The sequence below is a fragment of the Vibrio sp. L85 genome (genome assembly GCF_963871815.1).
In the GTDB taxonomy this organism is placed as follows: domain Bacteria; phylum Pseudomonadota; class Gammaproteobacteria; order Enterobacterales; family Vibrionaceae; genus Vibrio; species Vibrio harveyi.
Map to the genome: position 1 here is coordinate 423004 of NZ_CAWMYL010000244.1, position 12601 is coordinate 435604.

Below are 12601 nucleotides of genomic sequence, written 5' to 3' on the forward strand. Positions count from 1 at the left end.
AGTCGCATTATGGTTCATCAGATCACGTTTTTTAAAGATGCATTCTCTGCGTGGGAGCAGTGGAATCTGACCGATTTTGATTACAAATGTGAGCATTTGCTGGCATTTAAATCTGCGATTGAAGAGCAGCATAGCGTGGTTGGCAAAGTGGTGTCTTACCACTTGCAGCAAGCGTCTACTCTGTTAGCAGAAACTCATCAGTTAGTGGGGCCTACGGGTGAAACTAACGAGCTGTACGCAGCGGGTCGCGGTGTGGCTTTGGTTGTTTGTGAAAACAATCTAGCAAATACCGAGAACGCTCTGAACAGCACATTTGCAATGATCACCTGTGCTCTGATTGCAGGCAACAGCGTGGTGATTTGTAGTGACAATACAGAGCTTACTCAATTGGTTAAGCATGCTGTGGCGTCAGCAAACTTCCCATCTAACTTAGTCCAAGTGGTTGCGTACGATGCGTCTTCCCCGTTGTTAGACAGCGACGTACGTAGTGTGGGTTATGTTGGGCATTCACAGGTTGAGCATGCGCTTAACCTGCAACTGGCTAAGCGTGACGGTGCCATCGTCGGCTTAGTTTCTGAAACGGATTTAGAGTCACCGACATTGACTCATGATCCTCATCTGTCGTTGCGCTTCATTACCGAGCGTACTCGAACGATAAATATTACAGCGGTGGGCGGTAACGCGACTCTACTCGAGTTGGGAAGCGACTCCCACTAACCTGACTTGTGATACCAATCTGAACCAAAAGAGCCTGAGAGCTTACTCAGGTTGGTATCTCTTACTTTGATGTATTGCTGCGATGGCAAAATATCAAAGCAGGCAAGGAAGGAAATAATTATAACGAGGACTATCAAATGATAGAAAATAGCTTTGCTATCACGACCACTTTTGTGGCGTACTTACTAATTATGGTTGCCATTGGCGTTTACGCGTATAAGAGGACTTCCAATTCATCAGACTACTTCCTAGGTGGTCGTAGCCTTGGTCCATGGCCAGCGGCACTTTCTGCAGGTGCATCAGACATGAGTGGCTGGTTGCTACTTGGTCTTCCGGGGTATGCATATGCAGCAGGTATTGAAGCGTTCTGGCTAGCAGGTGGTCTGCTTGTGGGTACATGGCTAAACTGGTTAATCAGTGCAAAACGTCTACGTACGTACAGCATTCAAACTGATGCGCTAACGCTGCCTGAATTCCTGTCGCGTCGCTTTAACGATAAGTCGAAACTGATTCAGACAATCTCTGCTTTCTTCATTCTTCTATTCTTCCTTTTCTACACCAGCTCAGGCTTGGTAGCAGGGGGCAAACTGTTTGAGACCGTATTCGGCTTGGATTACAGCATTGCCGTTATCATTGGCACGGTGTGTGTGGTTTCTTACACGCTATTCGGTGGTTTCTTAGCGGTATCTTGGACGGACTTGGTGCAAGGTCTATTGATGGCAGCAGCACTAATGATCGTGCCAGTTGCTGTGATGGATGGTGGTCTAGGTCAACTAGCGACGGACATGCACAACATTAACCCAGAGCTACTAACGCTATGGAACGATACGAAAGGCGAGCCTCTATCGGCTATCGCGATCATCTCGTTGGTGGCATGGGGTCTAGGTTACTTCGGTCAGCCACACATCCTAGCACGTTTTAAAGCTTCTCGTTCGAACAAAGACCTAACAACAGCGCGTCGTATCGCTGTAGGTTGGACTGCGCTTTCTATGGCGGGCGCAATGCTAGTTGGTCTTGTTGGTCTAGTGTGGGTAACAGGTCATCCTGGTACGCAACTAGAAGATGGTGAGAAAATCTTCATGCTATTGGTGAACACGGTATTCCACCCAGTGATTGCCGGTATCCTATTGGCGGCAATCCTAGCGGCGGTAATGAGTACTGCGGATTCACAACTTCTAGTATCGTCATCTGCTCTAGCAGAAGACTTCTACAAGCAAGTGATTAAGCCAGATGCAACGTCTGAAGAAGTTGTAATGATTGGTCGTGTGGGCGTTATCGTGATTTCTCTTATCGCGCTATTCCTAGCAATGACGCCAGACAGCTCTGTTCTTGGTCTTGTATCTTACGCTTGGGCAGGCTTTGGTGCTGCGTTTGGTCCAGCAGTTGTGCTTAGCCTTTACTGGAGCGGCATGAACCGTAACGGCGCACTAGCAGGTATCCTAATCGGTGGCGTGACTATCGTGGTTTGGAAACAGCTAACAGGCGGTTGGTTCGATGTGTACGAAATCGTACCGGGCATCATCTTCTCAACGATTGCGATCATTGTTGTAAGTAAGTTGACTGGTGGTGCAGCGCAAGAAGTGCTTGAGCAACACAAAGAATACGAGAAGAAATTGGTTGAGCTAGACTAATTCCTCTCAATTAAAAACAAAGCCCGCGACCATCGCGGGCTTTTTTGTGTTTGTTCGATAGCAATTTGAATGACGCACCAATACCTCAATTAGAGAGTTTCTGAGGTATAGTGAAAAACGTGTTGACCCGTCTATCAGTGTAGGGCTGATGCTATGTCTGTACCGACAAAAGGAGCCACTATGCTAACCGTAACCCAACTGGCCAGAGAGTGTGGACTCTCTCGTACTACGATTCTTTACTATGAACGTGAAGGCTTGCTAGCGCCTGCACATCGTTCAGAAAACGGTTATCGCTGGTATGGAGAAAAAGAGATGCAGCGTTTAAAAACCATCTCGTCTTATCGTTCTTATGGGTTACCGATTTCCAGCATACGCACTTTGTTGGCACAGAAAGGCAAATCTCAAGCGGAGATCTTGAAAGACCATTTCAATGAACTCGAACGCGAGATTCAAAATCTGCGAGCGCAGCAAAAAGCGATCGTGGTGCTATTACAAGAACCACAACTGATAGAGGATAATATTGTGACTAAAGAACGTTGGGTACAAATCATGCAAGCGGCGGGCTTCTCTGAAAGCGACATGGTGACATGGCACCAGAAATTTGAAGAGATGGAGCCTGCTGAGCACCAAAAATTCCTTGAATCTTTGGGTATTGAGCAAGACGAAATTGTGCGCATTCGCGCTCTATAATTAGCGCTTAAGCAGGACATTAAAAACCGGTTAAATAAAAATAAGCCTCTTCGTGAGGCTTATTTTTTATAACAGCTTACTTAATCATAAACTGCTTAGAAACGGATCTTTGAGTAAACCACAGTGTTACTCAATTCCCCTGAGGTAGAGAGGCGGTCGTGTCTCAACTCACCTTCAAAGTCATAACCACAACGCTCTGCGACAGCGCGGCTTTTTAGGTTGGTTGAATCTGCCATAATCGCAATGCGTCTTGCACCGAGGTCTTCAAACGCGTAGCGCTCTAGCTCAAGCACCGCTTCGGAAATGTAGCCGTTGCCCACCGCGGTATCATCCAGCCAGTAACCGATTTCAAACGACGGCACTTCTTGATCACGAATCATTAAGCCTACTGCACCAATTAAACGGTCGCTTTCTTTTTCAATAATGAAGTAACGCAACTCCCCTTCAAAACTTTCAAAGTTGGCGATGGCTTTTTCTGTCCCCTCAATCATTGCTTCTAGTGTGAGCACATGTGGCACCCAAGGAAGATACACTTCGAGTGTCTTCTGGCTACGCAGTACTGCTTGGTGTGCTTCTTCTGCACGTTCTAAACAAGCAGGGATTAGCTTAAGACGTTTCGTTTCCATATCGGCTCTCCTTTGGGTGAAAAATGAAAGAAAAATCATTTAAGCAGATGTACTTAGAATGATCTAGTTGTTCGTATACCCAAATAACCTCGAGATGCTAGGTTCAGCGAGAATGACTTGGTTTGTATACGCGGCGGCGATTTAAAGGTCTAGTGGGTCTAAATCAAGAATCGGCAACAAAGTATACAAGCCAAGGCAGCTCGCCCTTTGGGAGCGTGTCATTGACCCGATTGCTGCGTCAAACAACTTGGAAAGAGCTGGCTATTACACTGCGTTGTTTTCCTTACTCTCGAATCAATGACAACGCTCTGAATCCTGCATCTTGAAGTCACTTGGGCATAATGTCATTCGTTTGCGCTTTGACTATCTCTATCATCAATTTTCTCTTCGATCTGTTTCATTAATTGCGCTAATTGCAGTTTATCGAAGTTGTTGGAATTTGGAACCTGATAGGAATCTGTGGCGGTGTAGAGCATCAAGCAGTTATTACTGAAAGGTTCTTTCTCAATTTGAACCTTGCTGATTTCATTCAATGGAATACGAAAGTACACTGTAGAATCTTGATGGTACTTCAAACTGTTAGAAGCGGGCTCAATGCTGATCGATTTTGGCGTAAACCACTTACGCTTAGATAGATGTAATACGTACAGCAATAGAATAAATACAGCCAATCCTGCCCCTATTAACCATAGGTAACCGCCTATATAAGCAAAGTAGGTGAGTGATAGAAACCAAATGCTGAATAAGAACGGATTGTTCTTTGGTAGGTTTTGTGAGGTCTCATGAATGATCACTTCGAATTTCCTCGCTGCTTATGCTTGACAGTTTACGCAGAGCTTGTGTAAGCGGCTGAGATTTCACTTCAATTAAAATCAGGTTTATTAGCCCACCAACGGAGATAGCCGCAAGGACCGCGCTGATACCACTTCCTTTGGTTACTAAGCCATACAGACCTGTAATCAGCATAAGGATAAACGTCGCCATTTGGATGGTTAAATGGCGCTGAACCAAATAGTGACCAGTTTGGTAGTCCTTAATAACGTAAACGTATTGCCCAAAGCTACCGAGTTCTACTTTGACCTTTCGATCTAGCGCATGACAGCGGAACCCTTGTTGATTGAGAGATTTTGCGAGGCTTTCCATGCCAATGACTCCATGTTCTATCTAGTTATCTTTTGCACATCATAATGTCACGATGAGAGCTGCTTAGTTTCGCTGAACAGCAAATCTAAGAGGCAAGTCCCACCGTACACTCAATGCTTTCTTTAGTTTGCGGAACGCTTTCAGGTTTAGTTATTCGCATCAAATCCGCATTGAACTGCGCGAGGGGTACTGCGATTTTTTTGTGTACAATTCACACTGTAAATTACACGAATCGGAAGAGAGGTATCCGTTCTCTCTCACCTGTCGGAATCAAGACGCTCTTTAATGCCGAATGCAAAAAATACACAGTGACAATTACTTATGCTTAGTATCTCGTAGTATTACATACATAGGCATTATTGTTCATAATTTGAAACAAAAGTTGAGGTCTGACCAAGGTCTCAGTTTTCAGGCACGTGTGCGGAATTTTTTGGATGTGGGGCACAAAAAACTAAAGGGGCTTTTTAATTGTGGAATTATTTTGAACAAAATATGTCAATTGTCAGTAGCACAGAAAATCAGGGAGAAGAGAAATGCCGGATATTTATTGCTCAGTTTGTAGAAGATCAACGCAGCATAAAGTGATCATGAAGCGTTGTGAACCAGAGCATATCGCCACGCTAACTGGCAAAGTCGTCAGTTTTACTCAGTTGATGGCAAAGTTTGTATCGGGTGAGCATTACTACGAGATGGAACCGCAGTACTACTGCCGTTGTTGTAACCATCGCGCTATTGGTGAAGTGGTTCATCATCCAGCGCGACAGACATCAGCAATTATGTAATTGACGCTTACGCAGCAAGATCTTTTTCTGTTGCGAATGGCAATCCGTCGATCATAACTGGCCAGCCGTAAGACGCATATTCAGACGCCAGAGACTTTGCGACTTCGTGTGAGACGGTCGTGTACGTCCATTCTCCAACGCCAAATGGTTTGTACGCGAGTTGTAGGGTTAACATTGCTTTCTCCTTAATATTTTTACCTATTATTGCCTTATCATTTGGCTCATTTCTTTTCTCTGCAGCTCATGTTTTTCTCTTCAAAGTTCATCATTCCATTATTTTGTTAACAAAATTATCTGATTAATAAAGTCGCCAATATTGGTGTGTTGATTTATAAATTATGCAGATGAATGTTTTTATTTTTTGACTATTTGATGAATTTTTGTGCTGGGCAAACGTTAAATGTATGCAGGTTTCACACGTTGTTGATATCACTATTTGCAAACTGAATAGTTACTATTACTCTGATGACTCCTGAGTTGTTACAAGGATGTGGTTAATGAGTTACCAATTAGACAGAATTGATTTGCAAATTTTGAGAGTGCTGCATTCTCGTGGGCGAATTCCGGTCGTAGAACTGGCAAAGCAGGTTAACTTAACCACATCACCATGCTCTGAGCGTGTCAAACGGTTAGAGAAAGAAGGCTACATAAATGGTTATCATGCCGAGCTCAATGCGGAGAAGCTTGGGTTGGATGTGCAGGTTTTCATCCATATTCGCTTAGATCAAACCAGCTTTTCGATTTTTGAGAAGTTTGCTAAAGCAGTAGAGTTAATGCCTGAAATAGAAGAGTGCTATTCGCTGTCAGGTGACTTCGATACCATGATCAAAGTGCGAGTGAAGAACATGAAGGCTTACCAAGAGTTTATGTCGAGTAAGCTTGGGACGTTGCCTGGTGTGATACAAACTCGTAGTGAAGTGGTCATTGAAGAACACAAGACGGGCTTTGGGGTGAATCCCGAGCTGCTTGGTTAAATTGCACAAAGTGTGCGAAACACAGGTACAAAAAAGGAGCCAATGGGGCTCCTTTTGAGTTCTTAATGCGAGTTAATCAGCATTAGTGATTAGATGGCCCTTAGGCACTGACGAAGGTTGTCAGTACGCCGATCAGACCACCAAATACCCCGCCCCAAACGACGAGCCAGCCAAGGTGTTCTTTAATCATCTTTTGTACGATCTCTTTTACCAGCGCTGGCGTCAATTCACTTAGGCGCTGATCGATGATGCTTTCAATATTCTGTTTGATTTCATCCATCATTGCTGGTGACTCTAACTGCTCTTTGAGTGCTTCTTTGATGCTGTCGCTCTTGCTCAGTTCGATGATGGACTCTTGCATCTTCTCAACAAATGGCTGACGCATTGGTTGTAGCGCTTCTGCGCCACCAAACATTGCGAGCATGCCGCCAAATTGAGAACCTTCAATGACTTCCACTAGAGAATCAAAGGCTGGGTTTAAGTCGACTTTCTCGATCACTGGTTCTAGGTTGATGTTTACGCCGCCAGCCATTTCCTTGTTTAGGAAACGATCGATGTTCGCTTCGGTAAAAAATTGCTCCATCATCAAGTTTTTGATTGCCAATTTAAACTCTTCGAAACGAGCTGGAATGACACCTGAACCGTACAAGCCGGGTACTTTTTCAAACAGCATGTGAATCGCTAACCAGTTGGTGATAGCGCCAGAAAAAGCGAATAGACCCGCGTACCAAAGGTAATCATTTTGAATGTGGTATCCCGCGCCCATCATGGCGATCGCGAGGATATTAGTCAGCAAACTTTTGTTCATAGTGACCGATTATGTATGAATTGATGAAGTAATAAGTGGGCATGATTCTATACCTAACTGGTAGAGAGATGCTAGGTTGAGCTTGATTGGGTCTGCTTTTAGGCGGGATGAAATAGGTTAGCGCTAAAAAACAAAACCCGACATTCACTGCCGGGTCACTGCTTTTTCTTAGAAATTCTAAGTGTACTTTTATTGTGTTTTTAGAAGCGGAAGACCTTACAACAAAGTTGGCATTTCCAGCGCTCTGAGTAGCCGAATAATTTGTCTGCCCAACTTGGTTTTACTTGTACGATCTGCATTGAACCACATTTACACATAAGCTAATTACCTTATTATTAGATTAATAACTAAGCCATCAATTGAGTATAGCTGTTTCTCAAAAAGTGAAATTACAAATGAATCCAGCTTGCTACTCTGCGTTGTGTCCACTACTAACGATTACGCAACGGGACGCCATACTACCAGAAAAAGTGTGACTTTCACCCACAAAGTTGTTTTATATCTGAGAAATTAAGTGATCTGCATCACTATTTGTATGGGGTGTCTTCTTGGGGAAGCGGTTCGACATAGCAAAATCGAATGAAAAAACGGCGCTTATTGCGCCGTTTTAGTTTGGTGATTTACTGTAATTTAAGAACGTTAACCCTCTAGCTCCTCCCCAAGGAAGCCACCTGTTTGGTGCGCCCAAAGCTGAGCGTAAATGCCGTTGTTGGCAATAAGCTCTTTGTGTGTGCCTTGTTCGACGATGTTGCCTTTATCAAGCACAATCAAGCGATCCATTTGCGCAATGGTCGACAAACGGTGCGCGATGGCGATAACGGTTTTGCCTTGCATCAGCTCGTTCAAGCTTTCTTGAATGGCAGCTTCAACTTCTGAATCCAGTGCTGAAGTCGCTTCATCCAGTACCAGCAAAGGTGCGTCTTTTAGCAGTACGCGTGAAATCGCAATACGCTGGCGTTGACCACCAGACAGTTTCACACCGCGCTCACCCACTTGCGCATCGTAACCCACGTTGCCGAAAGGGTCGGTTAGGGTTTCGATGAACTCGTGTGCGTGCGCTTGCTTAGTCGCTTTAATCAGGTCTTCTTCAGTCGCATCTGGGTTGCCATACAAGATATTGTCGCGGATTGAGCGATGCAGCAAAGACGTATCTTGCGTCACCATGCCAATATTCGAGCGCAGCGAATCTTGCGTGACGCTCGAGATTTCCTGCCCATCAATCTTGATGCAACCTTCCTCTACATCGTGGAAGCGCAATAACAAGTTCACTAAGGTGGATTTACCTGCGCCAGATCGTCCAACTAAGCCCACTTTCTCACCCGGTTTGATATTAAGGTCGAGGTTGTTTATCACGCCCTTTTTCTCACCATAATGGAAGCTCACGTTATCGAAGTGGATGCCGCCTTGAGACACTTGCAGATCTTTCGCATCGGCTTTGTCTTTGATGTCGATCGGTTTAGATAGCGTCTTCATGCCATCTACGACAGTACCCAAGTTTTCGAATAGGGCACCGACTTCCCACATGATCCACATCGACATACCATTGATACGCAGGGCTAAGCTGACAGCAATTGCAATGGCACCAACGCTAATCGCGCTATCCAACCACAAGTAAATCGACAGTGCAGCCACCGAGAACACCAATAAATAGTTGGAAATCTCTACCGCCACGTCGAAGCCGGTTACCAAGCGCATTTGGCGATATACGGTATTCAAGAAGCCTTTCATGCCTTCTTCGGCGTACTCGGTTTCTCGTTTACTGTGAGAGAACAGCTTCACGGTTTGAATGTTGGTATAGCTGTCGACAATGCGTCCTGTCATGGTGGAGCGTGCATCGGCTTGCTCAGTCGCCACGGCCTTTAGTTTCGGAACAAAGTGGACCTGAATCGCGATGTATGCCATTAGCCACACCAACATTGGGATCATCAAGCGCCAGTCAGCCGCCGCCAGCATAACGATAATACTGGTGAAGTAAACCAAGACATAAACAAACACGTCCATCGTCTTCATGACGGTTTCTCGCACCGCCAAAGAGGTTTGCATCACCTTGGTGGCGACACGTCCTGCAAAATCATCCTGATAGAAGTTCAGACTTTGATTAAGCAAGTAACGGTGCGCAAGCCAACGTACCGACATTGGGTAGTTACCCAGCAGGGTTTGGTGAATCAGCAGTGAGTAAACCACGACCAAAATCGGCATGACAATCAGCAATAAAGAGCCGTAGAAAATAAGGTCTGCTTTGTTGTCTTGTAAAAAGGTTTCTGGATTGCTGGTGGATAGCCAATCAACCAACTGACCCATGGCACCAAACAGAGACACTTCTACGATCGCCACAATCGTCGACATGATCGACATGATGATCAGCGGTTTCTCAAAGCCGCGCGTGTAATAGCGCAAGAAGGCGTAAATCCCAGTTGGGGGTTGGTCAGGCTGTGATTTGGGGAACGGCTCGGTAAAGCCTTCAAATCGTTTAAACATAACTCATCCTAAAGTTAAAGCATTGCCACGTCAGAGGGTGAATCCGTCAATTCTTCTTGCCTTGGACGAGGCAGAAATCCTGAACGTGGAGATAAGACATATTGTGGTCTGCTAGCCAGAAAAGCAGACGTATTTGCGTATGTGTGAGAGGCGAAAAAATAGTCTAACCGATTGCCTTTTAAATGTAACTAGTTGGTTATAAAGAATTCGCTAGTGCATTATTCTTGAGATGACCATTCACGCGTCACAAAACAGTAAATCGGCAAAGTGACAATAAAAAGTCGGGTTAATCCGGTCTTATACCAAAATATTTACTTTTGGTTGATGGATTTATTATTAAAAACAGCAAAACTGCGGTTAACAATAAATTTACAATCTCATCATTCTAGTGAAAAGGAATGTATTGGATGCTATTACACGAATCAGTGCCTCAGAATGCACATGGAAAAGAAGAAAGCACGCAAAGTGCTCTGCGTCATACCGCAAATTGCGTTGTGATGGTGCCACCTAAAGAGTTTCGTTTTAACGAAGAAACTGCGCAAGACAACGAGTTTCAACACCAAGTTTCGCTAACTCAAGAAGAAGTCTCACGTAACACCATGGTTGAATTTTCCGCGATGGTTGAAACATTGCGTAAAGAAGGCGTGCAAGTCGTTGAGTTTGATTACCCTCAATCGGATATTGCCACGCCAGATGCTGTGTTCCCGAACAATTGGTTTAGCACCACTCCAGAAGGCACTTTGTATACCTTCCCGATGGCGTGTGAAAACCGTCAGCATGAAGTTCGCCCAGATGCGCTGGTCGCCGCATTAGCAAAAGCGGGTCGTGAAGTGCATCAACAAGATTCATTAACCGAATACCTCGGAGAAGAAGCCTACCTAGAAAGTACAGGCGTGATGGTGTTCGACCACTTCAACAAAACCGTTTATGCCGCGCTTTCACAGCGTTGTGATCGTCTGGTGTTAGAAGATTATGCCAAGCGCATTGGTTACGATCGCGTGATTTCTTTCCAAACCCGTTTGCCTTCTGGCGCGCCGATTTACCACACTAACGTGATGATGGCGGTGGGTGAGCAGTTCTGCGTGATATGTGATGAAGTGATCCCTGAGTTTGAGCGTCGCTTTGTGCTTAAATCATTGGCGAAAGATAAGCAGGTTATCTCGATTTCGCTTGAGCAGATGAACCAGTTCTGCGGCAACATCCTTCAGTTGGAAACGGTACGCGGCGATAAGGTCATTGCTATGTCTCAATCGGCTTACGATGCGTTCTCACCAGCACAAAGAAATCAACTAGCGACACACGGTAAATTGCTACCATTTGACGTTTCTACCATCGAATCGATCGGTGGTGGCTCTGTACGCTGTATGTTAGGCGAAGTGTTCCTACCAAGCCGCAAAGCCGTGTTGTAAACCAATCCTGAATTTCCCCCAAAAAGCACCATGTTGAAAGATGTGGTGCTTTTTTATTGATGCCGCAGGTGAAGAACTGACCATTAAAAATGCCACTCAACACTGAGTGGCATTTTCATGTTTCGTTGCTGTTTGATTTTTTAATCTAAGGTGACCAATTCTTTCTCATGGGTGTTTTCACCCACTTCATGACAGCAATGGGCGTGGTGTTCCTCATAACCATCATAAGCACATTCACCGATACTGTTTCTCGGACACACAGAATATTGGCTTCGACCAATGAGCTCTGTTTGACATATTGGACAGTACTTTTTCATAGCAACCTCCCACAACTAACGATTGAAAATTTCGTCCGTAGACACGAGTACAAGAGTAATTTTAGACCCTAGATTATGACCGTGATGTGAAGGTTTTGTGTGCGGATCAGAGAGTATTCGCTGTCCTGACAGCACTCTGACAGAGTGCTGCGTAAGGTAAATTTTCATTTTTTGACCAGGATTCTGATTTCAAAAGAGAAAAGGCAATTTGAACTACGCTTATATACTTGATGCTTGGCTGTATGCCGCTCTATTTTTGCAGTGACTTTTAGAAGCCATATCACAAACATAATTATCCTCGTTCTGAACCAACCAGTTGGGTTATTTTCGCTGCTTATACTTAAGCTTCAATCCGTTGGTTGAACTAGTGAATATGGAGATAATAATATGCCAATGAAGGTACCTAAAAACGCGACATTTAAGAAACACGGTATTGGTAATCACCTTTACTTATGGTCAAAAGAGAAGGGAAAGCCAACCTCGGAACATTTGATCATTAGTGCCCATGGACGCACCTCTAGTAAGAGTCCAATCAAATTAGCCGCCAATGAGAATCTCCAGTTCTACTGTGAACATGGATACACGCAAGGCGGCAGCATGGATATTCGCAGGCTCGCTTCGGGTTATGTGAAGCCAAGGCAAATTATTACCAGCACTGATCTGGATAAAGATTATGACCTGACCAAGTATCAAAGTGCGGACGAGGCGGAAACTTACGCTTACATTGCGCAAGGCATGCATGACCTCGAATCGTATTATCGTGACGTGTTAAAGCTGAATGATGAGGTTGTTGAACAATTTCTGATGCAGCACAAAGGCACCGTTCAAATGGATGTATTGACCATTCGTAACCGTAGCTGCGGCACTCCACCAACCTTATTTGAAGCTCTCAAATTGCTCCAAGATAACGACATCAAATACAGCACCATCCATTGCTCGTTTTGTCGTGGATTACAAAACGGAACCAATTTTGGGCAGCAAAACCCTGTTCTTTTGGGTAAGTCGATCTTTGATTAGAGCCAAATA

14 protein-coding genes are annotated in these 12601 nt (G+C 44.6%); 7 read left to right on the top strand and 7 right to left on the bottom strand.

Translation table 11 applies throughout. From position 1 onward, the window contains the following. The first annotated feature begins 9 nt into the window (after window positions 1-9). The 3 genes from AACR11_RS26130 to AACR11_RS26140 all read left to right on the top strand — a co-directional run bounded on the left by AACR11_RS26130 (window position 10) and on the right by AACR11_RS26140 (window position 3038). On the top strand, window positions 10-717 hold the full coding sequence (locus AACR11_RS26130) for a 1-pyrroline-5-carboxylate dehydrogenase (protein WP_005449886.1): 708 nt from the start codon (window positions 10-12) through the stop codon (window positions 715-717). Window positions 718-854: 137 nt separating this feature from the next. Continuing rightward, window positions 855-2348, top strand: coding sequence for a sodium/proline symporter PutP (putP, locus tag AACR11_RS26135; protein WP_005449887.1), 1494 nt, complete (start codon window positions 855-857; stop codon window positions 2346-2348). Between the two features lie 180 nt (window positions 2349-2528). Then, window positions 2529-3038, top strand: coding sequence for a MerR family transcriptional regulator (locus AACR11_RS26140; protein ID WP_005449888.1), 510 nt, complete (start codon window positions 2529-2531; stop codon window positions 3036-3038). Between the two features lie 95 nt (window positions 3039-3133). Here the strand turns inward: AACR11_RS26140 and AACR11_RS26145 are convergent, their stop codons facing one another. The 3 genes from AACR11_RS26145 to AACR11_RS26155 all read right to left on the bottom strand — a co-directional run bounded on the left by AACR11_RS26145 (window position 3134) and on the right by AACR11_RS26155 (window position 4807). Continuing rightward, window positions 3134-3664, bottom strand: coding sequence for a GNAT family N-acetyltransferase (locus AACR11_RS26145; protein WP_029788400.1), 531 nt, complete (start codon window positions 3662-3664; stop codon window positions 3134-3136). A gap of 344 nt (window positions 3665-4008) precedes the next feature. Continuing rightward, the gene (locus tag AACR11_RS26150) at window positions 4009-4458 is read right to left on the bottom strand and encodes a hypothetical protein (protein WP_009696503.1); all 450 of its coding nucleotides are present in this window, start codon (window positions 4456-4458) and stop codon (window positions 4009-4011) included. Continuing rightward, window positions 4445-4807 carry a hypothetical protein gene (locus tag AACR11_RS26155; RefSeq protein WP_029788399.1) on the bottom strand — a complete coding sequence of 121 codons (363 nt, stop codon included), beginning with the start codon at window positions 4805-4807 and terminating at the stop codon, window positions 4445-4447. Before AACR11_RS26155 ends, AACR11_RS26150 begins: the two co-directional genes overlap by 14 nt. A gap of 533 nt (window positions 4808-5340) precedes the next feature. On the opposite strand from AACR11_RS26155, the gene AACR11_RS26160 reads away from it, so the two are divergent. After that, a complete protein-coding gene (locus AACR11_RS26160) occupies window positions 5341-5589 on the top strand; it encodes a hypothetical protein (RefSeq protein WP_029788398.1) in 249 nt (82 codons plus the stop codon). A 7-nt stretch (window positions 5590-5596) separates the two neighbouring features. On the opposite strand, the gene AACR11_RS26165 is transcribed toward AACR11_RS26160, so the two are convergent. Next, window positions 5597-5764: a hypothetical protein gene (locus tag AACR11_RS26165; protein WP_005449897.1), complete on the bottom strand. Its 168-nt coding sequence runs from the start codon at window positions 5762-5764 to the stop codon at window positions 5597-5599. A 322-nt stretch (window positions 5765-6086) separates the two neighbouring features. Here AACR11_RS26165 and AACR11_RS26170 point away from each other — a divergent pair, with 322 nt between their 5' ends. After that, window positions 6087-6563 carry an Lrp/AsnC family transcriptional regulator gene (locus tag AACR11_RS26170; protein WP_005449899.1) on the top strand — a complete coding sequence of 159 codons (477 nt, stop codon included), beginning with the start codon at window positions 6087-6089 and terminating at the stop codon, window positions 6561-6563. Between the two features lie 100 nt (window positions 6564-6663). On the opposite strand, the gene AACR11_RS26175 is transcribed toward AACR11_RS26170, so the two are convergent. Next, entirely contained in the window at window positions 6664-7371 is a 708-nt protein-coding gene (locus AACR11_RS26175) for a DUF445 domain-containing protein (protein ID WP_005449901.1), read from the bottom strand. A gap of 639 nt (window positions 7372-8010) precedes the next feature. After that, complete coding sequence (locus AACR11_RS26180; protein WP_029788397.1) at window positions 8011-9849, bottom strand: ABC transporter ATP-binding protein; 1839 nt, start codon at window positions 9847-9849, stop codon at window positions 8011-8013. Window positions 9850-10256: 407 nt separating this feature from the next. Here AACR11_RS26180 and AACR11_RS26185 point away from each other — a divergent pair, with 407 nt between their 5' ends. Then, window positions 10257-11258: an arginine deiminase-related protein gene (locus AACR11_RS26185; protein WP_029788396.1), complete on the top strand. Its 1002-nt coding sequence runs from the start codon at window positions 10257-10259 to the stop codon at window positions 11256-11258. Window positions 11259-11398: 140 nt separating this feature from the next. Here the strand turns inward: AACR11_RS26185 and AACR11_RS26190 are convergent, their stop codons facing one another. Then, window positions 11399-11575, bottom strand: coding sequence for a hypothetical protein (locus AACR11_RS26190; RefSeq protein ID WP_155243545.1), 177 nt, complete (start codon window positions 11573-11575; stop codon window positions 11399-11401). A gap of 387 nt (window positions 11576-11962) precedes the next feature. Here AACR11_RS26190 and AACR11_RS26195 point away from each other — a divergent pair, with 387 nt between their 5' ends. After that, a complete protein-coding gene (locus AACR11_RS26195; RefSeq protein ID WP_029788395.1) occupies window positions 11963-12592 on the top strand; it encodes a putative adhesin in 630 nt (209 codons plus the stop codon). Window positions 12593-12601: the final 9 nt, after the last annotated feature.